General features: G+C 66.9%; 22 protein-coding genes. 14 read left to right on the top strand and 8 right to left on the bottom strand.

All coding sequences use genetic code 11. The features are described 5' to 3' along the window. Positions 1-80: 80 nt before the first annotated feature. From A9975_RS00510 to A9975_RS00525, 4 genes are all read left to right on the top strand, one after another. Positions 81-599 (top strand): MarR family winged helix-turn-helix transcriptional regulator, encoded by a 519-nt coding sequence (locus tag A9975_RS00510; RefSeq protein ID WP_370563579.1) that lies wholly within the window; start codon positions 81-83, stop codon positions 597-599. Positions 600-765: 166 nt separating this feature from the next. Then, positions 766-1,212, top strand: coding sequence for a hypothetical protein (locus tag A9975_RS00515; protein WP_183030906.1), 447 nt, complete (start codon positions 766-768; stop codon positions 1,210-1,212). A gap of 180 nt (positions 1,213-1,392) precedes the next feature. Beyond that, positions 1,393-2,082 (top strand): helix-turn-helix transcriptional regulator, encoded by a 690-nt coding sequence (locus A9975_RS00520; RefSeq protein ID WP_183030907.1) that lies wholly within the window; start codon positions 1,393-1,395, stop codon positions 2,080-2,082. A 79-nt stretch (positions 2,083-2,161) separates the two neighbouring features. Beyond that, complete coding sequence (locus A9975_RS00525; protein WP_183030908.1) at positions 2,162-2,671, top strand: hypothetical protein; 510 nt, start codon at positions 2,162-2,164, stop codon at positions 2,669-2,671. A 33-nt stretch (positions 2,672-2,704) separates the two neighbouring features. Here the strand turns inward: A9975_RS00525 and A9975_RS00530 are convergent, their stop codons facing one another. Continuing rightward, positions 2,705-3,634 carry a LysR family transcriptional regulator gene (locus A9975_RS00530; protein ID WP_183030909.1) on the bottom strand — a complete coding sequence of 310 codons (930 nt, stop codon included), beginning with the start codon at positions 3,632-3,634 and terminating at the stop codon, positions 2,705-2,707. A gap of 237 nt (positions 3,635-3,871) precedes the next feature. Between A9975_RS00530 and A9975_RS00535 the strand changes: the two genes are divergently transcribed. From A9975_RS00535 to A9975_RS00545, 3 genes are all read left to right on the top strand, one after another. Then, complete coding sequence (locus tag A9975_RS00535; RefSeq protein WP_183030910.1) at positions 3,872-4,597, top strand: TetR/AcrR family transcriptional regulator; 726 nt, start codon at positions 3,872-3,874, stop codon at positions 4,595-4,597. Continuing rightward, on the top strand, positions 4,594-5,988 hold the full coding sequence (locus A9975_RS00540; RefSeq protein ID WP_183030911.1) for a carotenoid oxygenase family protein: 1,395 nt from the start codon (positions 4,594-4,596) through the stop codon (positions 5,986-5,988). The genes A9975_RS00535 and A9975_RS00540 overlap by 4 nt, the downstream gene beginning before the upstream one ends. Before the next feature lie 82 nt (positions 5,989-6,070). Continuing rightward, positions 6,071-6,652, top strand: a complete 582-nt coding sequence (locus A9975_RS00545) for a hypothetical protein (protein WP_255502974.1) — start codon at positions 6,071-6,073, stop codon at positions 6,650-6,652. A gap of 174 nt (positions 6,653-6,826) precedes the next feature. Here A9975_RS00545 and A9975_RS00550 read toward each other — a convergent pair whose 3' ends face one another. Further along, the gene (locus A9975_RS00550; RefSeq protein WP_183030912.1) at positions 6,827-7,915 is read right to left on the bottom strand and encodes a Zn-dependent alcohol dehydrogenase; all 1,089 of its coding nucleotides are present in this window, start codon (positions 7,913-7,915) and stop codon (positions 6,827-6,829) included. 146 nt (positions 7,916-8,061) lie between these two features. Next, positions 8,062-8,955, bottom strand: coding sequence for a mechanosensitive ion channel family protein (locus tag A9975_RS00555; RefSeq protein WP_183030913.1), 894 nt, complete (start codon positions 8,953-8,955; stop codon positions 8,062-8,064). 264 nt (positions 8,956-9,219) lie between these two features. Between A9975_RS00555 and A9975_RS00560 the strand changes: the two genes are divergently transcribed. Together A9975_RS00560 and A9975_RS00565 are read left to right on the top strand one after the other, a co-directional pair. Next, positions 9,220-10,755, top strand: coding sequence for an amino acid permease (locus tag A9975_RS00560; RefSeq protein WP_183030914.1), 1,536 nt, complete (start codon positions 9,220-9,222; stop codon positions 10,753-10,755). A 105-nt stretch (positions 10,756-10,860) separates the two neighbouring features. Further along, a complete protein-coding gene (locus tag A9975_RS00565; RefSeq protein WP_183030915.1) occupies positions 10,861-12,531 on the top strand; it encodes an amidohydrolase in 1,671 nt (556 codons plus the stop codon). Here the strand turns inward: A9975_RS00565 and A9975_RS00570 are convergent. Genes A9975_RS00570 through A9975_RS00580 form a run of 3 tightly spaced genes read right to left on the bottom strand, consistent with a single transcriptional unit; the run spans position 12,440 to position 14,862 of the window. Then, on the bottom strand, positions 12,440-13,258 hold the full coding sequence (locus A9975_RS00570; RefSeq protein WP_183030916.1) for an amino acid ABC transporter permease: 819 nt from the start codon (positions 13,256-13,258) through the stop codon (positions 12,440-12,442). The two genes, A9975_RS00565 and A9975_RS00570, sit on opposite strands and share 92 nt — an antisense overlap. Next, positions 13,251-13,997, bottom strand: coding sequence for an amino acid ABC transporter permease (locus A9975_RS00575; RefSeq protein WP_183030917.1), 747 nt, complete (start codon positions 13,995-13,997; stop codon positions 13,251-13,253). Before A9975_RS00575 ends, A9975_RS00570 begins: the two co-directional genes overlap by 8 nt. Before the next feature lie 34 nt (positions 13,998-14,031). Beyond that, positions 14,032-14,862 (bottom strand): ABC transporter substrate-binding protein, encoded by an 831-nt coding sequence (locus A9975_RS00580; RefSeq protein ID WP_183030918.1) that lies wholly within the window; start codon positions 14,860-14,862, stop codon positions 14,032-14,034. Positions 14,863-15,089: 227 nt separating this feature from the next. On the opposite strand from A9975_RS00580, the gene A9975_RS00585 reads away from it, so the two are divergent. Further along, positions 15,090-15,707 (top strand): hemolysin III family protein, encoded by a 618-nt coding sequence (locus A9975_RS00585; RefSeq protein ID WP_183030919.1) that lies wholly within the window; start codon positions 15,090-15,092, stop codon positions 15,705-15,707. Here A9975_RS00585 and A9975_RS00590 read toward each other — a convergent pair. Beyond that, positions 15,704-16,183, bottom strand: coding sequence for a GNAT family N-acetyltransferase (locus A9975_RS00590; protein WP_183030920.1), 480 nt, complete (start codon positions 16,181-16,183; stop codon positions 15,704-15,706). The two genes, A9975_RS00585 and A9975_RS00590, sit on opposite strands and share 4 nt — an antisense overlap. 130 nt (positions 16,184-16,313) lie before the next feature. Further along, on the bottom strand, positions 16,314-18,773 hold the full coding sequence (locus A9975_RS00595; protein WP_183030921.1) for a penicillin acylase family protein: 2,460 nt from the start codon (positions 18,771-18,773) through the stop codon (positions 16,314-16,316). Positions 18,774-19,083: 310 nt separating this feature from the next. Between A9975_RS00595 and A9975_RS00600 the strand changes: the two genes are divergently transcribed. The 4 genes from A9975_RS00600 to A9975_RS00615 are packed head-to-tail and all read left to right on the top strand — an operon-like array spanning position 19,084 to position 23,486. After that, positions 19,084-19,947 (top strand): helix-turn-helix domain-containing protein, encoded by an 864-nt coding sequence (locus A9975_RS00600; protein ID WP_183030922.1) that lies wholly within the window; start codon positions 19,084-19,086, stop codon positions 19,945-19,947. Between the two features lie 15 nt (positions 19,948-19,962). Then, entirely contained in the window at positions 19,963-21,018 is a 1,056-nt protein-coding gene (locus tag A9975_RS00605) for a cyclase family protein (RefSeq protein ID WP_183030923.1), read from the top strand. Between the two features lie 49 nt (positions 21,019-21,067). Further along, entirely contained in the window at positions 21,068-22,318 is a 1,251-nt protein-coding gene (locus A9975_RS00610) for an ABC transporter substrate-binding protein (RefSeq protein ID WP_183030924.1), read from the top strand. Positions 22,319-22,343: 25 nt separating this feature from the next. Continuing rightward, positions 22,344-23,486, top strand: coding sequence for a thiolase family protein (locus A9975_RS00615; protein ID WP_183030925.1), 1,143 nt, complete (start codon positions 22,344-22,346; stop codon positions 23,484-23,486). Positions 23,487-23,529: the final 43 nt, after the last annotated feature.

Consider the following 23,529-nt stretch of genomic DNA (forward strand, 5'->3'; position numbering starts at 1 on the left):
TTTCATGACGATGTGAAATGTGGAATGCGAACCCGGGCAGCCAAGCCGGGGGATGCAATGCCTGTCAAGCGTACGGGCCTTTGACAATTCACCCCATCGTCGTAAACTGGTTGTCAATTACGAGGACATTCATGCGAATTCAGAAGAGCGAACAATTGACCAGCATCGTCCTGTCGGTATTTCAGCTCAACGGCCGGCTCCTGGCCTGGGGCGACAGCTTCGTGGCCCCGCAGGGTTTGACGAGCGCGCGCTGGCAAATGCTCGGCGCGCTTGCGCTTGCCGGCAAATCACTGACCGCGCCGCAGATCGCGGCCAATATGGGCGTGACCCGGCAAGGCGCACTAAAGCAACTCAATCTGCTTGCGGACGAGGGCTTCATCGAAGCGCGTCCCAACCCCATGCACAAGCGCTCGCCGCTATACGTGCTCACCGAACGCGGCCAACGCACCTACCGCACAGTGGACCGGCAGTGGCGGGAGCACGCGGCAAAGCTTGCCACCGCATTCAGCGCGGCCGACCTGGAGGCCGCCGCCAGGGTGGTCGAGGGGCTTGCTGCGATGCATGCCGAGGTCGACGCCAAAGTGGGCGCCGGCGCATAGCGCACACGCGCCTGGGAAAGCACGGTCAATAGGGGCGACGGCAAGTGGCGCCTGGCATGCTGGCGCCGTTGCGCTTCCTTACAGTCTTCTGCCGAACCCACATTGACAACCAGTTTCCGTTGACGGAAACTGGTTGTCAATTTTCGAAAGCAGAAGGAGAAGATCCATGAAGCCGATCGTGCATGGCATCGCCGGCAGCGTGGCAATGCTGACCGTTGCCACCTTCTGGACGTCGACAGTCATCTCCGAGGCGTTCCTCGACCACGCTGCCGTGGCACTGGTCAAGCAATGTGTGGTGTACGGGCTGGTGCTGCTGATTACGGCCATGGCCGCCACCGGCGCGTCCGGCTTTGCCCTCTCCCGGCACAGGCGGGGCCGCATCGTGGACGGCAAGAAGAAGCGCATGCCCTTGATCGTGGCGAACGGCCTGCTGATCATGTTGCCCTGCGCGCTCTTGCTGAGCGCCAAGGCACAGGCCGGTGAGTTCGACACCTTGTTCTACGTCGTCCAGGCCATCGAACTGGCAATGGGTGCCTTGCAGCTGACCCTGCTGGGCTTGAGCTTTCGTGACGGCATGCGGCTGGCTGGCAAGCTGAAGCTGAAAGCGCAATGAACCTGCGCTAGGTGCTCCGTTTCCTCGGATCCCTGCCTGAAGGCAGGCTGAGGCCTGACGCCGCCGCTTCGCGAGGGATGCCGGAGATCACTTTTCTTTCCGCGCGCACCTGTGCGACGGCCACCGCTATCGTCCCCCGAGCGTCTATACTGCATTCGTTGCTTCACTGCGGAATGAACTATGGAATACGCTCCCAGCATCAGCCAGATGGCCGGCCTGCTTGCCGACCCGGGACGCGCCGCCATGTTGTGGGCGCTGATGGACGGTAGCGCCCGCCCGGCCGGCGAGCTTGCGGCCATCGCCGGCTTGTCGGCATCGTCCACCAGCGGTCACCTGGCGCGGCTCAGTGAGGGTGGCCTGCTCGCCGTGCAGACGCGCGGGCGCAATCGCTACTACCGGCTCGCCACGCCGGAGATCGGTGTCGCCATCGAGGCGCTCGCCAGTGCGTCGCTGGCCAGCCAGCCGCCGCGCGTGCGCGCGGTGCCCGCGTCGCGTACCGCGCCGGCGGCCTTGCGCCAGGCGCGCACCTGCTACGACCACCTGGCGGGCGAGCTTGCGGTTTCCCTGTTCGAACGCATGTCGCATGCCAACTGGATCGTGGTGGACGGCACGGCTGTGGACCTCACCGACGGCGGCAGTGCTGGCATGGTGCAGCTTGGCGTGGACCTGGATCTGGCGCGCCGCAAGCGGCGGCAGTTTGCCTGCACCTGCCCTGACTGGAGCGAGCGCAAGCCGCACCTTGGCGGCGCGCTTGGCGCGGCGCTGCTCGATAGCATGATGGCCAACAGCTGGATCGAGCCCACGACCACATCGCGCGCGCTGCGCGTGACGCCGCGCGGGCAACGCGAGATCCTGCGCATTGCCGGCTGAGCACGGGCTCATCCGTGGGCAACACCATTTCCGTTTTCAATGCGCCGAGCCGGCGCCGCACTGATGGAGGACTGATGCAATGAGCGACGAACTGAGTAACGAGGCGCGCGAGGCGCTCTGGCGCCTGATTGAGCTGATCGACTTCGACGACGCAGCCATGGTGGAGAAGCACCAGATGCTGTTCGACGAAGCCCTCGCCAACTCGGACGACGCGGATGTGGTCGAAGGCCAGGAACTGCTCTGGATCCTGAAGGACGTGATCGACTGGGAAGCGGGCTTCTACGTGGACTGGAAAGACGCCTCATCCTTCATCAGTTGCATGGACGAGCTGTGCGCCAGGGTCGATATCGAGCTGGACTGGGGCGTGGAGGATCCAGAGGACGAGGAGTTCCTGGAGAAAGCCAGCGTGCCGGAGCTGATGGAACTGGCTCATGAGCAGTTGAGGCTGGCCGGCATCACGCTCTGGAACTGGAACACCGATGGCGATGCCTATGCAGGCTGGATCGCCCGCAGCGAGGATGATGAAGAAATGACGACCGTGGCCGAAACGCTGGGGCTGGAGATCAGGACCGGCGACCAGGCGTATTGAGGCTGCGGAGCTGGCCCCGGTCGTACCGCGGCCTCAGCCGGTGATCCCCACGCCAACCGCGCCCTGCCGATCCGTGGCGCCCAAGGTGCGCTCCAGCACATCGAGAAATGCCCTGACGCTGGCCGGCATCAGCTTGCGCGCGGGCATCAGCACAAACACCTTCAGCGGCGACGACGAATACGCCGGCAGCACCCGCACAAGGCGCCCCTGCTCCAGCTCATCCTGTGCGTAGCGCGGCGAGAGCCGGGCCACGCCAAGGCCATCGGTGGCGGCTTTCAGGCGGATCTCCGCACTCTGCGTGAGCATGCGCGGCTCCACCGCCATGTTGGCCACCTCCACGCCATCGCGCAGGAACTCCCAGCGCCGGTCCTCGGCGTCGCCCAGCAGGGGCCAGCCGGCCAGCTCCTGTGGCGTGCGCGGCAAGCCCCGCGCGCGGATCAGCGATGGCGCGGCAAAAAAACCGCGCTCGATGCGCACCACCCGCTTGCTGGCAAAGGAGCTGTCGTGCAGGCCGGTGGTCGTCATCACAAAGGCCAGGTCGTAGCCTTGCTCGACCAGGTCGGGCTGCTCCCAGCTCACATCGACCTGCACACGCAGCTCGGGATGCAGCCGCAGCAGCTGTGTGAGGATGGGCGAGATATGCAGGGAGCCAACCTCGTAGGGTGTGGAAATGCGCAGCGTTCCACTGACTTGCTCGCTGACCGACACCGCCTCGGCGCTGATTTCGCGCAGCTCGTTAAAAAGGGGCGCAACCCGGTCGTAGAGTTGCTGGCCCCGATCGGTCACCCGCACGCGGCGCGTGGTGCGCTCGAACAGGCGCACGCCCAGCTGCACTTCGAGCCGCGACACCGCCGCACTGGCGGATGACTTCGGCACGTCGGCCAGATCCGCCCCCTTGGTGAAACTGGCGCCCTCCACCACCCGGCAGAAAATCTCCCAGTCCTTCCATTCGATCGTCTTCATTCGCCATCCCCGTGCCACATCACGCGCATCGTGAGTCGTGCGCGTCAATGTGGGGGATTGTCCCATGCGGCGAACAATGACGCGCGAGCGACTAGCGGACAGAGTTGCCTGTCATTCTCTCCTTGACTATTTACGTTGTAAATCTACACTGTAAATCATCGTTGCCGAAGCATCGTCGCTGCAGAAGGCGACATGCTTCAATCGGCACACGCACTGATCGCCTCACCCCAACCAGATATGGCAAGAAACCTCACCCAGGAAGAGATCGACGCGTTCAAGGCCCGCCTGTGCGCGGTAGCGGAGCGGCGCTTCGCCGAAGGCGGCGTAGCCAGCGTGAGCATGCGCCAGCTCGCCGAGGAACTGGGCTGCAGCCCGATGACGCCCTACCGTTACTTCAAGGACAAGGACGATATCCTGGCGACGGTGCGCACCGTCGCGTTCGACCGATTCGCCGCCACCCTTGAAGCCGCCGGCGCGAGCGTTGCCGAGCCGCGCGAACGCGCGCGCGCGGTGGGCGAGGCCTATCTCGCCTTTGCCTTTGCCGAGCCCAATGCCTACCGGCTGATGTTCGACATGACCCAGCCGGACGACGACCGCTACCCTGACCTGGTGCGCGCCGGCTCGCGTGCGCGCCGCACCATGAGCGCGCATCTGGAGACCATGGCGCAGCGCGGCCTGATCCATGGCGACCCGCAGGTGCTGAGCTATGTGATCTGGGCCTCGATCCACGGGCTGGTGATGCTGCGCTTGGCCGGCAAGCTGCCCGGTGACCCCGATTTCCGCGTCATCCACGCCGAGATGTTGCGGCTGCTGGCTGCGGGCATGCGCGCGCCCATGCCCGACGCCAGCTTGGAAGCAGTTCATGAAGCAGTTCATGAAGCAGATCGCAAAGCCGTTAGCGAACCCGTCCCCCCAGCTACGCCAAAGCCTATCCGGCAGCAGCGCAAAAGGAGCTCCCAATGAGCCAGCCGTTCCCGTCCACGCCCTATCTCAGCGGCAACTTCGCCCCCATCCTGATGGAATGCGATGCGCCCGACCTGCCGGTGCTTGGCGAGCTGCCACGCGCGCTGCGCGGCACGCTCTACCGCAACGGGCCAAACCCGCAATACGCCCCGCGCGATGCGCATTACCACTGGTTCATTGGCGATGGCATGGTGCACGCCTTCCACATTGAAGACGGCCGCGTGCGCTACCGCAACCGCTGGGTACGCACCAACAAGTTCCAGCGCGAGCAGGCCGCGGGGCAGGCGCTGTTCGGCAGCTGGGGCAACCCGGCCACCACCGATCCGTCAGTGCTCGGGCAAAACGACGGCGTGGCCAACACCAATATCCTCAGCCACGCCGGCCGCCTGCTGGCTCTGGAAGAAGCCGACCTGCCGGTGGAGCTGGACGCCCAGACCCTGGCCACGCGCGGCGATGTCGACTACGGCGGCAAGCTCACCGGTGCAATGACCGCGCACCCCAAGGTAGACCCGGTGACCGGCGAGATGGTGTTCTTCGCTTACTCGACCGATGGCCCCTTCACCCCCGGCATGCGCTACGGCGTGGTGGATCGCAACGGGCAGTTGCAGCGCCTCGAACACTTCGAGGCGCCGTTTCCCAGCATGGTCCACGATTTCATGGTCACGCAAAAGCATGTGCTGTTTCCCATCCTGCCGCTGGCCGGCAGCATGGAGCGTGCCATGCGCGGCGAGCCGGCTTACGCGTGGGAGCCGCAAAAGGGCTCGCACATCGGCATCATGCCGCGCAATGGCGGCACCGCGCAGATGCGCTGGTTCCGCGGCGAGGCTTGCTACGTATTTCACGTGATGAATGCCTGGGACGCCGGCAACAAGGTCATCGCCGACGTGATGCAGTATGAATCCTCCCCCATCTTCAATCCCGACGGCAGCGGCAGCGGCGCTCGGCTGTGCCGCTGGACCTTCGACATGGCCGGCAAGTCGGACACGTTCACGCGCGAATACCTGGACGACACGGCGGGAGAGTTCCCGCGCTTCGACGAGCGCTTCTCCACGCTGCCTTATCACCATGGCTATTACGCGTTCCGCCAGTACGAGAGCAGCGAGCGTGGCAGCTACGACAGCCTGGCCCACCTGGACCTGCGCAGTGGCAAGCGCGCCACCTACCAGTTGCCCGAGGGCGATGCCTTCTCCGAGCCGGTGTTTGTGCCGCGCGCAGCCGACAGCGCCGAAGGCGATGGCTGGCTGCTGGCTACCGTCTACCGGGGCGTGCAGGCGCGCAGCGACCTGGTCGTGCTGGATGCCAGCGCGGTTGCCGATGGGCCGGTTGCCACGGTACAGCTTTCGCACCGCGTGCCGTTCGGCTTTCATGGCAACTGGTGCGGCGCGGACTGATCCGGCAACAAGACACACATCGACATGCATTGCCTGGCGGCCGGGCTTGGTTCGGGCCGCAAACCACCCCAAGGAGAGCAGCATGGGAATGCTGATTGGATTTGCCCCGTTCGTCGCTTTTTTTATCGCCATGCGGAGCATCTCGCCGCTGGCCGGCCTGGCCGCGGCCTTCGTGGTCTCGCTGTTGCTGTGCCTGCGCATGTGGCGGCGCGGTGAATCGCTCAAGGTGCTGGAGCTTGGCAGCCTGGCCCTGTTCGCGCTGCTGCTGCTCTATACCGTCAGCGCCGCGCCGCAATGGACAGTGGCCACGGTGCGGCTCGCGGTGGACGCAGGCCTGCTGGCGATCGTGGTGGTCTCGCTGGCGATCGGACGCCCGTTCACGCTGCAATATGCCCGCGAGCAGGTGCCCAAGGAATACTGGGCGTCGCCGCGCTTCCTGGCGGTGAACCGGCATATCACGCTGGCGTGGGCCGCCGCGCTGGCCGTGATGGTAGCCGCCGACGCGGCGGCGGAATACGTCAGCGCCATCCCGTTGTGGGTCGACGTGGCGGCGACGGTGGCTGCGTTCGCCGGCGCCGTCATCTTCACGGTGCGCTACCCGGCAGCTGTGCGGCGGGCGGCCGAGGCCGCGGCGTCGGCCACGCCGGGCCGGCCGCTGGCATAGCCGGATAGCCACCCGGCCCCACAGGCCTCCGGTGCGTTTCTCCCCGATCTGTGACTAATTTCCCGCACGGAGAACGGGAGGAGCTTTTGCCATGAAGCCAAGCACCAGTGCCGGCCTGTTGCGAGCGCGCGCTGGCGTGGCGGGGAAAACGGCGGCCTAGGCCGCCGCCGGGCTTCAGTGCTCGAACATGATCACGGAGCGCGCCAGTTCGCCGCGGCGCAGTTCGTCAAAGGCCTCGTTGATGTTCTCCAGCGGCATGCGGCGCGAAATCAGTTCGTCCAGCTTGAGCTTGCCCGACAGGTAGAAATCGACCAGCCGCGGCATATCCACCGGGAAGCGGTTGGAGCCCATCATCGAGCCCTGGATGCGCTTCTCGGCCAGGAAGTCCGTGCCCTTGATCTCGATCTTCACGCCCGGTGCGATCATGCCGATCACCGTGGCGGTGCCGCCGCGGCGCAGCATGGAGAAGGCTTGCTCGGCGGTCTGCTTCAGGCCGATGGCTTCGAACGCATGGTGCACGCCGCCACGGGTCAGCTCCCGCACGGCTTCCACCGCATCTACCTCAGCCGCGTTGATCACATCGGTCGCGCCGAATTGCCTGGCAAGTTCCAGCTTGCCGGGCACCCGGTCGATCGCGATGATGCGGCCCGCGCCGGCAATGGCCGCGCTGTTGATGGTAGCCAGGCCGATGCCGCCGCAGCCGATCACGGCCACGGTCTCGCCCGGGCTCACGCGCGCGGTGTGGATGACCGCGCCCATGCCGGTGGTCACCGCGCAGCCGATCAGCGCGGCGCGGTCCAGCGGCATGTCGCGGCGGATGGCCACCAGCGCGTGCTCGTGGATCAGCATCTGCTCGGCAAAGGCCGACAGGTTCAGGAACTGGTTCATCGGCCCGCCCTTGGCCGCCAGCAAGCGCGGCTCCTCGCCCTCGCGGCGCTTGGTGTCGGGCTCCACGCACAGCGACAGGTGGCCGGTCAGGCAGTGCTCGCAATGGCCGCAATAGGCCGACAGGCAAGTGATCACGTGATCGCCGGGCTTGACCGTGCGCACTTCGGAACCCACCTGCTCGACCACGCCGGCCGCCTCGTGCCCAAGCACCACCGGCATCGGGAAAGGATAGGCGCCGTCTAGAAAATGCAGGTCCGAGTGGCAAACGCCCACCGCCGCCGTGCGCAGCAGCACCTCGTGCGGGCCCGGCTTGCCAATGGCGACGTCTTCGATCACCAGCGGGGTCTTGGGTTGATGCAGGACAGCGGCTTTCATGGGTCTCCTCGTTGTTCGATCTTGTTCGGCACAATTCGCTACGATTCCCGTCCCCGGCAACGGCGGCGGCACGGCTACCATACAACCGAAACGCCGTTCAGTGAAGCCATAAAACAGCGCCTGCCGTCCGGCCACGCGCCCGAGGATCAGGAATGCGACGCCGCCTTGTCCTGTTGTGCGGGTGCGGGCGCCGCCTCCGCAGCAGCAACAACATCAGCAGCCGGTTCCGCGTTGCGCCGCTGGTGGTACTTGCGCAAGATCTGCTGCGCGATCGACAGCCGCGAGCCCACCGGCACCGGGAACCGCACCAGCGCATCGAGCCGGTCCGCCGCCATGGCTTCGAACATCACGCGCGGCTCGAACTGCGAGAGATCGAGGAAGCGCGAGCCGCCGTATTCCTGCAGGCTGTGCCGGGCCTCGGCCAGGAAGCCGGCGCACACCTCTTCCGTGATCGCGATCAGGTCAGCCTCGACGCGGTCCGGGTCGCTCTTCTCCGGCAACGGGATGCGCAGCGTGTCCAGGGTGTACTTGCCCGCCTGGGAGTGGTTGCGCACGGCTACCGTCAGCAACATGCTGTTGGGGATCTGCACCGTGGAACCAGTGAACTGGCGCGCGCCGGCAATTTCCACCAGCGTGGTGGTGAGCGCGTCCATGTCCACCACCTCGCCGGAATGCGGGCCGATCTCGACGATATCGCCAAGCTGGAAGGGGCGCGCCATCATGCGCAGGAAGGCGCCCAGGAAACACATCACCAGTTCCTTGCCGCCGATCACCAGTGCCACCGCGAAGGCGGTCAGCGAGATCGCCACGCTCTTGAGCTCGGACACCCAGATGCCCAGCAGCAGCAGGAACACCACCGCGGCAACCGCATTGCGCGAGGCCACGGTCCAGGTGCGATAGCTGCCGCGGTTGTCCTTGTCGCCCTGCTGACGGGCCTGGAAAAAGCGGTTGATGAACTTCACGGCCAGCATGCCGGCCAGCACGATGCCGACGCTAAGCGCGATGTGTAGAAGATAGCTGTCGTTGAAGGGCAGGTTCATGAGGATCGGTCCGGATACCGCGAGGATGCAAACCCCAGATTCTAGCCATGCCGCACCGCAACCAGCGCAAAACCTGCCGCGGCCCCGCTCCGCGCCTTTCCCCAGGCGGCGTTTTCTCTTATGATGCCGCCCAATGTACCAGCCGGTAAATGTCCTGCCGTGCATCCCGCCTTGTGCTGGCCGGGCCCGGTCGGATGCCGGCAGCGCCAGCCAATGCGGGCCGCGCCGGCACATCCGACTTCCGCGCTCCAATTCCTCTTATCCATGACCAGCCAGCAACCCGCATCCCGCCCTCCTCCCCCCACCCTGCGCCGCACCTTGCGCGCGCGCCATCTCACCATGATCGCCATCGGCGGCTCGATCGGCACCGGCCTGTTCGTGGCCTCCGGCGCCACCATCGCGCAGGCCGGCCCGGGCGGCGCGCTGGCGGCCTACATCCTGATCGGCGCCATGGTGTACTTCCTGATGACCAGCCTGGGCGAGCTGGCGGCGTACATGCCGGTGTCGGGATCGTTCGCCACCTACGGCGCGCTCTATGTGGAGGAAGGCTTCGGCTTCGCGCTGGGCTGGAACTACTGGTACAACTGGGCGGTGACCATCGCCGTGGAATTGGCGGCGGCGCAACTGGTAATGCAGTACTGGTTCCCGGATACGCCCGGGCTGCTGTGGAGCGCGTTGTTCCTCACGCTGATGTTCCTGCTCAACGCCATCTCCGTGCGCGGCTTTGGCGAGGCCGAATACTGGTTCGCGCTGGTCAAGGTAGTGACGGTGATCGCGTTTATCGTCATCGGCGTGCTGATGATATTCGGCATCCTGCGCGGCGATACGGGCGGCGTGCCGGCCGGGCTGGTGAACCTGACGGCGGGCGACGCGCCCTTCGTCGGCGGCCTGCCGGCGATGATCGGCGTGGCCATGATCGCCGGCTTTTCCTTCCAGGGCACCGAGCTGATCGGCGTGGCCGCCGGTGAATCGGCCGATCCCGCCAAGAACATCCCGCGCGCCGTGCGCCAGGTGTTCTGGCGCATCCTGCTGTTCTACGTGCTGGCGATCCTGATCATCGGCATCCTGATTCCGTACACCGATTCCAGCCTGCTCAAGAGCGATGTGGAAACGGTGGGCGTGAGCCCGTTCACGCTGGTGTTTCGCCATGCGGGACTGGCATTTGCCGCCGGGGTGATGAACGCGGTGATCCTGACCGCCGTGCTGTCTGCCGGCAACTCGGGCATGTACGCTTCCACCCGCATGCTCTACAACCTGGCGACCGAAGGCCGCGCGCCGCGCATCTTCGCACGCCTCACGCGCAACGGCGTGCCGCTGGCGGCGCTGCTGGCCACCACCGCGGTGGGTGCGCTGTGCTTCCTGACCTCCATGTTCGAGAGCAAGTCGGTCTACCTGTGGCTGCTGAACCTGTCGGGCATGACCGGCTTTATCGCCTGGCTCGGCATCGCCATCAGCCACTACCGCTTCCGCCGCGGCTTTGTCGCGCAAGGGCTGGACCTTTCCCGCCTGCCGTATCGCTCGCCCTTCTTCCCGTACGGCCCGATCTTTGCCTTTGCGCTGTGCCTGATCGTCACGCTGGGCCAGAACTACCAGGCCTTCATGGACGGCAAGATCGACTGGGTGGCAGTGACCGCCACCTATATCGGCATCCCGATCTTCCTCGCCATCTGGCTGGGCTACCGGCTCGTGCGCAAGACGCGCTTCGTGCGCTATGCCGACATGCAATTTCCGCCGCTGCCGCCGGCCCGTGGCACGCAGGCAACCGGCTCCGTGTTTCCCGCCACGGCGACCGGCGAATAACGAGCAGTTCGCAATAAGCACCAAGCAGTAAGCATCCTGAGAGCACATAAGAAAACCAAAGCGCTGTACTACAGCCGCAGTACGACAACAACAAGGAGAGTTGACTTGAAACACGCGATCCACAAGAGCCTGCTGGCAGTGGCCGTCGGCATCACGATGTCGGCCCACGCCGCGCCTACGCTGATCGAATCCGTGCAGGGCTACACCTTGAAGAACGACCAGGTCGCCAGCTTCACCGGCATGGTGTTCGACCAGGGCAAGGTGCTGGCCACCGGCGACGCCACCGCGCTGCGCGCGCAGTACCCCGATGCCAGGCGCATCGACGGCCAGGGCAAGACCCTGCTGCCGGGCCTGATCGACGCGCACGGCCACGTGTTCCGCCTGGGCTTCAAGACCACCGAGATCTCGCTGTCGGGCACCAAGGACCTGGCCCAGGCGCAGGGCATGATCCGCGCCTACGGCGACAAGAACCCGCAGCGCAAATGGCTGCTGGGCTACGGCTGGAACCAGGTCAACTGGAAGCTGGGCCGCTTCCCCACCGCGGCCGAGCTGGACGCCGCCGTATCGGACCGCCCGGTGCGCCTGGTGCGCGTGGACGGCCACGCCGCCTGGCTGAACACCAAGGCCATGCAAGCCGCCGGCATCACGCGCGACACCAAGGACCCGGCGGGCGGGCGCATCGAGCGCGACGCCAGCGGCAACCCCACCGGCGTGCTGGTCGACAAGGCCATGGCGCTGGTCAACAACGTGATCCCGCCGTACTCGGACGACGACCGCCGCGCCGCGCTGGCCGCCGCGCTGGCGCACATGAACGCGCTCGGCCTGACCGCCGCGGGCGACGCTGGCGTGACCGCGCAGGAAGACCGCATCTACCGCGAGTTCGCCGACCAGGGCAAGCTGACCACGCGCATCTACGGCATGATCCGCGACACCGGCGACGACTTCAAGGCGCTCTCCGCCAAAGGCCCGCTCTCCGGCTACGGCAACGACCGCTACTACCTGCGCGCGGTCAAGCTGTACGGCGACGGCGCACTCGGCAGCCGTGGCGCGGCGCTGATGGCGCCGTACTCGGATGACCACGTGCACAGCGGCCTGCTGTTCATGAGCGACGCGGCCATGCAGGCGAGCGTCAAGATGGCGATCAAGGCCGGCTACCAGGTCAACGTGCATGCAATCGGCGACGCCACCAACCACCAGGTGCTGGACGCGATCGAGGTGGCCTACAAGGAAGTCGGCGGCCGCGAACTGCGCAACCGCATCGAGCACGCCCAGGTGGTAGCGCTGCCGGACATCCCGCGCTTCAAGCAGCTCGACCTGATCGCCTCGATGCAGCCCACCCATGCCACCAGTGACATGAACATGGCTGAGGACCGCATCGGCAAGGAACGCATCAAGGGCGCCTACGCCTGGCAGACCATGCTCAAGCAAGGCACCGTGATTGCAGGCGGCTCGGACTTCCCGGTGGAATCCGCCAACCCCTTCTACGGCCTGCATGCGGCGGTCACGCGTACCGACCACGAAGGCCGCCCGATCAAGGGCTGGCATCCGGAGGAAGCCATGACCCTGACCCAGGCCTTCCGCGCCTTCACGCTGGACGCCGCTTACGCGGAGCACCAGGAGACGACGCTGGGATCGCTGGAGCCGGGCAAGTGGGCCGACTTCATCCTGGTCGACCAGGACCTGTTCAAGGTGGCGCCGGCCGAGATCTGGAAGACCCGCGTGACCCAGACCTGGGTGGCAGGTGAGCGCGTGTACGCGCAAGCCGACAAGCAGTAAGCGCGGCGTCATGCCATAGGGACCGGCGCTGCTGACTACGCGTGGCGGCAAGCAGCAGCGCCGCCACGCTTTCTATCCCCACGCAGATGAAAAAGTACAGCAGCGCCACGGCGGCGAACACCTGCGCCGCATAACCCACGCTGCGCCCGTTGACCTGCGTTGCCACGGTCGACAACTCCACCACCCCCACGATATAGGCCAGCGACGTATCCTTGGCCAGCGACACCCACACATTGCCCAGCGACGGCAGCATGGCGCGCAGCGTTTGCGGCAGCACCACCTGCCAGAGTGCCTGCAACGGCGTCATGCCGAGCGCCAGCGCCGCATTGCGCTGGCCGCGCCCGATCGCGACGAAGCCCGCCACCATGACCTGCGCGATGTAGGCCGCGCCAATCAGCGCAAGCGCCAGCACCACGGTCTGCACCTCGCCCACGTGAACGCCGGCCAGCATCGGCAGCAGGAAGTAAGCCCAGAAGATCAGCATCAGCACGGGAATCGCGCGCAGGCAGGCCAGCAACGCGCGCACGGCACGTGCCAGCGGGGCCGGCGCCAGGTCAAGCAGCACGGCAACGCCAATCCCCAGCACGGTGGCACCCGTGCAGGCCAGCAGCGCCATCCACAAGGTCAGCGCGGCGCCCGCCAGGGGACCGTTGGGGAACGTGCCTGCCAACAGGTAGGGCAACTGCTTGAGCACGACGGCCCAGCCGGAGAGATCGGCATCAGGCACGCGCTGCCTCCGTCCATCCCAGGCTGCGCAGCAGCACCGGCGCCGCCACCTGCAACAGCAGGATCAGCACGACGTAGAGCAGCGTGGCCAGGCCGAAAGCCTGGAAGCTCATCAGGCTGTCGGTTTCCACCTGCCGGGCGGTGTATGACATCTCCGCAAAACCGATCGCCATCGCCAGCGATGTGTTCTTGATGGTCTGGCAGAACTGCCCCACCATCGGCCGCGCGGCGATGCGCAGCGCCTGCGGCAGCACCACGCGCCAGAATGCGGCCGCGGGCGTAAAGCCCAGCGCCAGCGCCGCCGCGTTCTGGCCCCGCGGCACATTGGCCAGCCCCGCCTGCAGTTCGCGCGCATAGAAAGCACTGGCGTAAAGGCCGATGCCGGCCAGGCTCGCAAGCGCCTCCAGCGAAGGCGCGGGCAGGTGCAAGCCGCCGATGCGCCATCCCTGCCAGTCATACAGCGCGCCGATGGCGCCCTCGCCCAGCAACTGCGCCGCGCCGAAGTACCAGAAGAACAACTGCACCAGCAACGGCGTGCGGCGCAGGAAGCCAATCGCGCCGCGCGCCGCCAGGCGCAGCGGCATGACCGGGCTACGCGCGAGCAACAGCCAGCCAGCGGCAATCGCGCAGCCAAGCACGAACACCGCCACCGACAGCGCCACGGTCAGGCCAAAGCCGGCCGCGATCCAGCCGACGTACTTTGCCGGCAGCGACTGCAGCAGGATCGCTTGTCCCTGCATGGCTAGCCCTTGCCGGAAAACAAGGAAGCCATCCTCACTTCAGCGCGCTGCCAATCGTGAAATCCCGCGCCAGCGGCGCCGTGCTCTTCGGCCCGAACCACTTGTCGTAGATGCGCGCCGCCGTGCCGTTCTTCTCCAGCTCCACCAGGATGCGATCGATCTCCGCGGTCAGCCGCTCCTCGCCCTTGGGAACGCCCACGCCCATGTACTCACGCGTCAGCGTGAACGACGAAATCTCGAACTGATCCTTGTTGGGCAACGTCGCCAGCAACGCACCCAGCTTGGCGCCATCCTGCGCAAACGCCTGGATCGCACCGCTGCGCAGCGCGGTCAGCGCCAGCGGGGAATCGTCATACGCAATCACGCGCGCGTCCGGATACTTCTGGCGCAGCGTGGTCTCCTGCGTGGTGCCCTTGTCCACGCCGAGGCGCCAGGCCTTCAGGTCGTCCGGCTGCTTGAGCGCGCCCTTCCTGGCGATGAACTGCAAGCCGCTGGCGAAGTACGGCGTGGAGAAGCCGATCTGCTGGCGGCGCTCATCGGTGATGGTGAAATTGGCGGCAACGATGTCCACCTTCTGCGATGCCAGCAGGGCAATGCGGTTAGCCGGGTTGGTCGCGCGGAACTCAGGCTTGACGCCCAGCCGCTTGGCGATCTCGGCCGCGTAGTCCACGTCGAGGCCAACCGGGGTGGTACTGCCGGCCTCGACAAAGCCGAACGGCGGGTTCGCGTCGAACACGCCCACGCGCAGCACGCCAGCCTTCTTGATGTCATCCAGGCGGTCCGCCATGGCGGGGCTCGAAGCGAGCACGGTGAGGCCGGTGAGCAGCGTCAGGGCGGCCTTGAACAGCGGCGAAGGGATACGCATGGGGAGTCTCGCTAAGGGTTGGATGGCGAGACGATAGCGGTGGGAACCCAGGCCGGGAACGAATGGTTTTGCAGATGGTTATGCCATCCCGGGAGCCCCATCGGCAGGCCCCGGCAGCCCGCTTTCCACGCCCCCTCGAAATCCATGCAAAAATACCCCGATAACGCACCGCAACAAAGCCCCCTGCAATCGCCCCAACCAGCGACCACTACAGGAGAATGAACAACATGTACCGTGGAGAACGTTTCAACGGCTACAGCCATTTGGCGGGCGCCGTCCTGGCCGCGGCCGGCACGGCTGTCCTTATCACCAGCTCCGCCCTCTACCACGACGCCTGGAAAGTCGTCAGCTCCATCGTCTACGGCACCACGCTGGTCTTCCTCTACACCATCTCCACGCTCTATCACAGCCTGCGCGGCCGCCCCAAGGACATCCTGCGGCGGCTCGATTACTGCGCCATCTACCTGCTGATCGCCGGCAGCTATACGCCCTTCGCGCTGGTCACGCTGCGCGGGCCGTGGGGCTGGACGCTGTTCGGGGTGAACTGGGGGCTGGCGGTGATCGGCATCGCGCAGGAGCTGTTGATTGGCCACCGCACGCGCGTGTTCTCGCTCCTGATCTATGTACTGATGGGCTGGCTGGTGCTGTTTGCCTTTGGCCCGCTGGTGGCGGCGCTGCCGGCCGCCGGCCTGTACTGGCTGGTGGCGGGCGGCGCGCTCTATACGGCCGGCATCGGGTTCTTCCTGTTCGACGAGCGCGTGCGGCACTTCCACGGCATCTGGCACCTGTTCGTGCTGGCCGGCAGCGCCTGCCAGTTCGTCAGCATTCTCTGGTACGTGGGCTAGCCCCTGGCGTCCTCGAGCGCCAGGCGCATCGGCACATAGGCGATGCCCTTTGTCTGCGCGCGAGGGCCGATGGCCTGGAAACCGAAGCGCTCGTACACCACGGTTGCGAACGGGCTCGAATTGACGGTGAATGCACGCACCTCGCCGGTGGCGATCGCGGCTTGGCTGGCGGTTTGCCAGAGGGATCCGGCAACGCCGCTCCGATGCAACTGCGCGGCGACGAACAGGTGGAAGAGGTGGCTGACATCACGCATCGCAAGGATGCCGGCGAGCTGCTCGCCGCGGTAGGCAACCAGATAGTGGAAGCGCGGGCTGGTGACATAGCCGGCTATCGCATCCGGCGAGAGGCTGGCGAGAAAATCCTCCGCGCCGGCCCCGGAAGCCTCGATCGTGAAATAGTGCGCGACGCTCATGGCAAGCGCGCTGATGGCGGCAGCGTCTTCGGTGCCGGCTCGGCGAATGACCAACGGTTCCATGGTGGCTCGGGCTGATGATAGCCATCCAGTTTGTCATAGCGCTGGCCGGCGCGCTACATGCCTGTTGCAGCGCGCGCATGCCGGAGATGACGCTGCAGCTGGGCCCGGGCTGAACGAGCCCGCCGCAGGTTTACTGCGGCACCAGCTCCACCTTCTCCCGCGTCTCCTTCTCCACCGCCTTGCGCGTGTAGAGCAGCGGGAAGTAATCGCCCCTCGCCCACATCTGCGCCAGGTCGCGATAGTGCGGGCTGGCGGGATTGCCGGATTGCCCGGGTGCGTTGACCACGCGCGAGGCATCCCAGTTGCCCACGTCCAGCACCATGCGGAACGATGCGCCCGCGGTGAGCTGGTAGTCGCTGTTGCGGTAGCTCGTGTTCATTGGCGTGAAGGAAGACCCGCCGATCGGCCCGGCGTTGACGTCGTAGCGCTGGCGCGTCGCGTTGTCCAGCAGCGGGTCGAGCGGATGATTGAACACCGCGGTGTGCAGCTTGCCCCATTGCCAGGCTTTAGGGTCCGGGCCGAGCTTGCGCTCCACCTCCGCCATGGCGCTCTTGAGCGAAGCCACGATGACTTCGTTGCGGCGCTCCACCGGCATCCACGGCTCGGGTTTTTCCAGCACCGCCAGCACGCGGCTGGCGTCACCGTAGCCCGCAAGCCTGGCGCCTTCCGGCGACAGCGCCGCGCGCACCACCGCCGGGCGCAGGTACTTGCTGAACCAGACTTCGAACAACGCGGCCGGCGCGCTGTCGGCGCGCTCGTTGCCGTCCCAACCGCGCAGCAGGTCGAGTCCCCGCCGCGCCTGGGCGTCCTCGGTGCGCACGTTGGCCAGCAACGCCACCGCGCGCAGCGCCGGCAGCGAGGTGGTGTCGTTCTGCCACGCCATGCTATCCGCCACCGAGGAATGCGGGTTCGCCGCCACCAGGCTCTTGAGCCGCCGCGCGCGCGCCGTGTCGCTCCATTCGTAGCCCACGCCCATCTTGGCCGCGGGGTGGTTGGGCGGGATGTTGTTCTCGTTGGCGGTCACCACATAGCCGGCGGCCGGGTTGTAGGCCCACGGCAGCTCATCCATGTTGCGGTAGCCCGCCCACTCGTAGCGGCCATCGCCCGGTACTGGCGTCAGGCCATCCCAGTTGGGGCGGATGACGGTCAGGCCGCCGGGGATCCAGCCAATGTTGCCTTCGCGGTCGGCGTAGACCTGGTTCTCGCCCGGGGCGCCCCAGCGGTTCATCGCGGCGCGGAACTGGTCCCAGTTCTGGGAGCGCATGTAGTCCATGGAGCCGAAGTACGGCGCCATGCCCTGGTCCAGCCAGGCCGCGCGCAGCGCATAGGCGCGGTTGCCCTTGGCATCCGTGACCAGTACCGGGCCGTGGCGGGTGAAGTCCAGGCTGATCTTGCGCGGCGTGGCCTCGCCCTTGACGGCGATCTCTTCGGTCACGGTTTCCATCGGTTCCCAACGGCCCCGGTACTTGTATTCGTGCGGCTGCGCCGGGTTGGTCTCGTAGACGTAGAGATCCTCCTGATCCATGTAGAAGCGGGTCAGGCCAAAACCGATGTTGTCGTTGTGCCCGATCGAGATCCCCGGCAGGAACGGCTCGCCGGCTCCGATCACCGACATCCCCGGCGCGTTCAGGTGGCTGATGTAGCGCAGGCTGGGCGCGCCATGCGCGCGGTGCGGGTCATTGGCAAGGATGGGCCGGCCGGTGCTGGTGCGCGAGCCCGAGATCACCCAGTTGTTGGAGCCGAGGCTGCGCGCGGTGTCGCTGTTGGTGTCAAGCACCGCATACAACGCTTCATGCGGGATCCCCTCCGCCCTGGCCGAAGCCCACCACTCCTTCGGAAAACGCGGCGCGGCGGTGGCAAGCTCATAGGCGCGGCGCAGCTCCACGGTCGGCAGCGCGCAGGGGTCGAGGCCATCCGGCAGCTTGGGCTGGATCGGCGGATCCAGCTCGCGCTGCACCCAGTCGGTGCGGGCGGCATCGGGCTTGACCTGGCAGTAGACCTGAGCGCGATTGACCTCGCCCATGAAATTGAGCGTGAGCCCGTGATGGCGGATACGCACGATGTCTTCCGCACGCCAGCGCGCGGGCTTGTAGTTCAGGACGCGAAACTCCGGCGGCAGCAAGTCCGGCCTGCTCTCCGTCTGCGCTACATAGGCGTTCACGCCAGCCACGAACGCCTCCGCCACACGCTTGGCGTCCGAGCCGTAGGCCAGCCACTCGCGGTACATGTCGCCTCGGAACAGCACGGCGCGCGCCATGCGGTCCCCTTCCACATAGGCCGGCCCAAAATCCTTGGCCATCTCGCCCAGGCCACGCTTGCGCCACAAGTCGATCTGCCACAGGCGGTCGCGCGCGGCCATGAAGCCTTGTACGTAAAAGGCGTCGTACAGGGTGTTGGCGTAGATATGCGGCACACCCCAGCGGTCAATCAGGATGCTGGCGGGCTTCTCCAGGCCCGCCACCTGGAAGCGTTCGTTGGCGGGGGCCGCCGCGGTTGCGGCGGTTGCGGCTGCCGGTGGCACGGCCTGGGCGGCGGCGGCGGCAGTGCTCAGGATGAGCAGGGCGGCAAGGCGGCGGGCTCGGCAAACCATGGTGTTTCCTTGGGGACGTGGGGATCGCATCGGGTAGAAATCGGGCGTCGCGAGCCGTGCTGGCGCGGCGAATCGCCGCCAAGGATAGCGGAAGTCGCGCGGGCGAGCCTAATCGGGCTACCCGTTTTTGCAGGATCGCAACCCGGCTCACGTCCTGGAAACCGCCGCGAACACCCAACTGGCGCGGCTTTCCACGAATTTCATCAGGCAAAACTTTGATGCAGTGCAGAATGACGGGGCACGCATGGAAGCCTATAACCCCAAAACCGGTTTCACTCTCCGAAACCGGCCGACTCCGGAGTGCGCGCGCGTGACGGTACCGACTACCTCCCTCCAGAAGGCCTGCAGGCTGCTGCGGGTGCTGTCGGACGCGCGCAATACGCGCCTGACCGACCTGGCCTTGGCGGCTGGCGTCGACAAGGCCTCGGCGCTGCGCCTGCTGGACACGCTGGCGGCCGAGGGCTTTATCGAGCGCGACCCCGACACCAAGGCGTTCACGCTGGGCCCCGAATGGCTGGCGCTGCGCGCGGCCAGCGTGCGCCGCATCGACCCGCGCGCCAGCGTGCGGCCGGCGCTGATCCGGCTTGCCCAAGCCTTCGAGGACACCACCATCCTGTCCGTGCCAAGCGGCTGGGAATCCGTCTGCCTGGAACTGCGCCCCGGCACCTTTCCGATCCGCGCCAACTACCTCGACGTGGGCAGCCGGCGCCCGCTTGGGGTCGGCGCGGGCAGCCTGGCGCTGCTGGCGGCACTGCCCGATGCCGAGGTGGAAGCCACCTTGCACGCCATTGCCCCCGCGCTCAAGCGCTATCCGCGCATCAGCGCGGCGATGCTGCTGCGCGAGGTGGAGGCAACGCGCGCGCGCGGCTACGCGGTACTGCTGGATGTGGTGGTGGAACGCATGGGCGGCATCGCCATCGCGCTGCCCGACCCGGATGGCTACCCGCTTGGCGCCATCAGCATCGCCGCGCTCAACGAGCGCATCACTGAGCGCGAACCGGCGCTCGCGCGTGCGCTGCGCCGCGAAGCCGAAGCCGTTTGCGCCGCCTGGACACCGCCGGCGCCCAACTCGGCGGCGGCACGCCGGCGCAACGCCACCATGGCCAGCGCCACGCCAACGACCAAGACCCCGACTGCGCGCAAGACGCGGCGAACCACCACTACCGACCTGTAACCGGAGACAGAGAGCATGCGCTGGAAGCAACGACCGCAAGGTTCCAACTGGGGCGACTTCGGCCCCGACGACCAGCTTGGCCGCGTCAACCTGATCGGCGCCGAGCAGGTGCGCAAGGGCGCGCGCGAGGTACAGGCCGGGCTGTCGTTCTGCCTGTCGCTGCCGCTGGATTATCCGGGCGGCAACAAGCTCAACCCGCGCCGCCATCCGCCAGTGCTGCGCCCCACCTTCCGCGACGACATACCCTATGTGAACTTCCCGCTGGCCAAGGTCGACCCAAGCGCCACCGACGTGATCAGCGACGACCAAGTGCTGCTGTCGCTGCAGTACTCCACGCAGTGGGACTCGCTCGCCCACGTGGGCGCGCTGTTCGATGCGGATGGCGATGGCCGCCCGGAGCGGGTCTACTACAACGGCTATCGCGCCAACGAGCACATCGTGGGCCCGGTGGACTACGCGGAGGACGATCATTTTGCCGCGCACGCCTGCGGCCACGACCACAGTGAGGCGCGCGCGCTCGGCATCGAGAACTTCGCCGTCAAGGGCATGCAGGGGCGCGGCGTGCTGGTGGACCTGGCCAATGCGTTTGGCCAGGATTTGCGCAACGTGGGCTACGACGATCTGATGCGCGTGCTGGAGGCCGACCGGGTGGAGGTGGAACCCGGCGACATGCTGTTGCTGCGCACGGGCTTTGCCGAAGTGGTGCTGTCGATGCAGCGCGAGCCGGACGAAGCCGTGCTGCATCACAGCTGTTGCGCGCTCGACGGCCGCGACGACCGCCTGCTGAACTGGATCACCGATGCGGGCATCGCCGCGCTGATCGCCGACAACTACGCGGTGGAGCGCTATCCCGCGCGGCCCGCGCCGGCCGACCAGCCAAATCATCCGCTGCTGCCGCTACACCATCACTGCCTGTTCAAGCTCGGCCTGCCGCTGGGCGAGCTCTGGTACCTGAAGGAGCTCGCGCAGTGGCTGCGTGCCAACCAGCGCTCGCGCTTCATGCTGACGGCGCCGCCGCTGCGGCTGCCGGGCGCGGTGGGCTCGCCCACCACGCCGATCGCTACCGTCTAGGCACCCACAAGAAAGCAAGTCAACAAGACCAAAGCTGGAGGAGACCACCATGAACCGAAACCACTCGCTGCTGCGCCGCCCGCTGGGCGCGCTCGCCATCGCCGCCGCGTTGCTGTGCGGCGCAGGACAGGCCAATGCGCAGCCGGCCAAGGCCGGCATTTCCGATGACGAGGTCAAGATCGGCCTGATCCTCGACATGAGCGGCCTGTACGCCGACGTGACCGGACGCGGCAGCGCCACCGCCGCGCAGATGGCCATCGACGATTTTGGCGGCAAGGTGCTGGGCAAGAAGATCGAGCTGGTGGTGGCCGATCACCAGAACAAGGCCGACATCGCCGCCAGCAAGGCGCGCGAGTGGTTCGATACGGGCCACGTCGACGCCATCCTGGACGTGGCCGCCTCGGCACCGGCCCTGGCGGTGCTGGAGGTCGCCAAGCAGAAAAACAAGATCGTGGTGTTCTCCGGCCCCGGCACCGAGCGCATCACCAACGACCTGTGCACGCCGGTCTCGGTGCACTACGCCTATGACACCTACGCGCTGGCCAATTCCACAGCGCGCGCGGTGGTGCAGCGCGGCGGCAAGACGTGGTTCTTCCTGACCGCCGACTACGCCTTCGGCCATACGCTGCAGGAATCCGCCACCGCGGTGATCAACGAGACCGGCGGCAAGGTGCTCGGCGCGGCGCGCCATCCCATCGGCGCCAGCGATTTTGCTTCCTACCTGCTGCAGGCCCAGGCCAGCAAGGCGCAGGTGGTGGGCCTGGCCAATGCCGGCGGCGATGCCGTCAACGCCATCAAGGCGGCCAGCGAATTCGGCCTGACCAAAGGTGGCAACCAGCGCATGGCGGGGCTGCTGCTGTACATCAACGACATCCACGCCATCGGCCTGAAGACCGCATCCGGGCTGCTGCTGACCGAGGGCTTCTACTGGGACATGAACGACGCCACGCGCGCGTGGTCGCGCCGGTACTTCGAGAAGCTCAAGAAGATGCCGAACATGAGTCAGGCCGGCACTTATTCGTCGGTGATGCATTACCTCAAGGCGATCCAGGCCGCGGGTACCGACGAAACCGCTGCCGTCATGAAGCAGATGAAGGCGATGCCGATCAACGACTTCTTCGCCAAGAACGGCCGCATCCGCGAGGACGGCCGCATGATCCACGACATGTACCTGTTCGAGGTCAAGACGCCGGCGGAATCGAAGTACCCATGGGACTACTACAAGCTGCTGGCCACGGTGCCCGGCGACCAGGCCTTCATGCCGGTGGCCAAGTCGCAGTGCCCGCTGCTGAAGCGGTGAAGCGGTGACGGTCAAGCGAGACGACATGCAACACGCAGCTTACCTGCGCGGCGCGGGCAATACGCGCTTTGGCCGCGTCGAGGGCAGCACGCCGCTGACGCTGATGGCGCAGGCCACCGACGCCGCGCTGGCCGACGCCGGCCTGGCCCGCGCCGACATCGACGGCGTGCTGTGCGGCTACGCCACCACGCTGCCGCACCTGATGCTGGCCACGCGCTTTTGCGAGTACGCCTCGCTCGATCCGGCCTACGCGCACGGCGTGGCCTCCGGCGGCGCCACCGGCGGCGTGATGGCCATGCTGGCGCGCGAGCTGGTGGGCGCCGGGCGCTGCCGCAACGTGCTGGTGGTGGCCGGCGAGAACCGCCTCTCCGGCCAGAGCCGCGACCAGTCCATCCAGACGCTGGCGCAGGTTGGCGAGCCGGACATGGAAGTGCCCAATGGCGCTTCCGTGCCGGCTTACTACGCGCTGCTGGCCTCGCGCTATCTGGCCGAGACCGGCATGCGCGCCGACGCGCTCAGCGGCTTCGCGGTGCTGATGCGCGAGCACGCGGCGGGGCACCCCGATGCGCACCTGCGCGAGCCGCTCACGCTGGAGGCGGCACGCGCCGCCAAGCCCATCGCCACGCCGCTGCGGCTGTCGGACTGCTGCCCGATCTCCGATGGCGCGGTGGCGCTGGTGGTGTCCGCCGAGCCGGGCGGTGGCACGCCCGTGCGCATCACGGGCGCGGGGCAGGCGCATCGCCACCAGCATTTGTGCGCGCTCGACAGCGTGCTGGCTACCGGCGCCGCCGACGCCGCGCGGCGCGCACTCGCGCAAGCGGGCAACACGATCGGACAGATCGACTACCTGGCGATCTACGACTCGTTCACGATCACGCTGGCCATGCTGCTCGAAGAGCTTGGCATAGCCGCGCGCGGCGGCTCGCCACAGCGGCTTGCGGCGGGCGACTTTGCGCGCGACGGCGCGCTGCCGCTCAACACGCACGGCGGCCTGCTTGCCTTCGGGCACTCAGGCGTGGCCGGCGGCCTGATGCATCTGGCGGAAGCCACGCGGCAGCTTGCGGGCAAGGCTGGCGCGCGCCAGTTGCCGCCGCGCAAGCGCGCGCTGTTCCACGCGGATGGCGGGGTGCTGTCTTCGCATGTCAGCCTGGTGCTGGAGGCGGCATGAGAACGCTTCAACTACCCGCCGCCGCGCACCTGCGCCAAGGACA

The organism is Cupriavidus sp. UME77 (genome assembly GCF_014170355.1).
Classification (GTDB): domain Bacteria; phylum Pseudomonadota; class Gammaproteobacteria; order Burkholderiales; family Burkholderiaceae; genus Cupriavidus; species Cupriavidus basilensis.

Bases quoted from the DNA above. Each gene is read 5' to 3' on its own strand.
- A9975_RS00515 (WP_183030906.1), top strand. From the start codon at position 766: ATGAAGCCGATCGTGCATGGCATCGCCGGCAGCGTGGCAATGCTGACC.
- A9975_RS00520 (WP_183030907.1), top strand. From the start codon at position 1,393: ATGGAATACGCTCCCAGCATCAGCCAGATGGCCGGCCTGCTTGCCGAC.
- A9975_RS00525 (WP_183030908.1), top strand. From the start codon at position 2,162: ATGAGCGACGAACTGAGTAACGAGGCGCGCGAGGCGCTCTGGCGCCTG.
- A9975_RS00530 (WP_183030909.1), bottom strand. From the start codon at position 3,634: ATGAAGACGATCGAATGGAAGGACTGGGAGATTTTCTGCCGGGTGGTG.
- A9975_RS00535 (WP_183030910.1), top strand. From the start codon at position 3,872: ATGGCAAGAAACCTCACCCAGGAAGAGATCGACGCGTTCAAGGCCCGC.
- A9975_RS00540 (WP_183030911.1), top strand. From the start codon at position 4,594: ATGAGCCAGCCGTTCCCGTCCACGCCCTATCTCAGCGGCAACTTCGCC.
- A9975_RS00545 (WP_255502974.1), top strand. From the start codon at position 6,071: ATGGGAATGCTGATTGGATTTGCCCCGTTCGTCGCTTTTTTTATCGCC.
- A9975_RS00550 (WP_183030912.1), bottom strand. From the start codon at position 7,915: ATGAAAGCCGCTGTCCTGCATCAACCCAAGACCCCGCTGGTGATCGAA.
- A9975_RS00555 (WP_183030913.1), bottom strand. From the start codon at position 8,955: ATGAACCTGCCCTTCAACGACAGCTATCTTCTACACATCGCGCTTAGC.
- A9975_RS00560 (WP_183030914.1), top strand. From the start codon at position 9,220: ATGACCAGCCAGCAACCCGCATCCCGCCCTCCTCCCCCCACCCTGCGC.
- A9975_RS00575 (WP_183030917.1), bottom strand. From the start codon at position 13,997: ATGCAGGGACAAGCGATCCTGCTGCAGTCGCTGCCGGCAAAGTACGTC.
- A9975_RS00580 (WP_183030918.1), bottom strand. From the start codon at position 14,862: ATGCGTATCCCTTCGCCGCTGTTCAAGGCCGCCCTGACGCTGCTCACC.
- A9975_RS00585 (WP_183030919.1), top strand. From the start codon at position 15,090: ATGTACCGTGGAGAACGTTTCAACGGCTACAGCCATTTGGCGGGCGCC.
- A9975_RS00590 (WP_183030920.1), bottom strand. From the start codon at position 16,183: ATGGAACCGTTGGTCATTCGCCGAGCCGGCACCGAAGACGCTGCCGCC.
- A9975_RS00595 (WP_183030921.1), bottom strand. From the start codon at position 18,773: ATGGTTTGCCGAGCCCGCCGCCTTGCCGCCCTGCTCATCCTGAGCACT.
- A9975_RS00605 (WP_183030923.1), top strand. From the start codon at position 19,963: ATGCGCTGGAAGCAACGACCGCAAGGTTCCAACTGGGGCGACTTCGGC.
- A9975_RS00610 (WP_183030924.1), top strand. From the start codon at position 21,068: ATGAACCGAAACCACTCGCTGCTGCGCCGCCCGCTGGGCGCGCTCGCC.
- A9975_RS00615 (WP_183030925.1), top strand. From the start codon at position 22,344: ATGCAACACGCAGCTTACCTGCGCGGCGCGGGCAATACGCGCTTTGGC.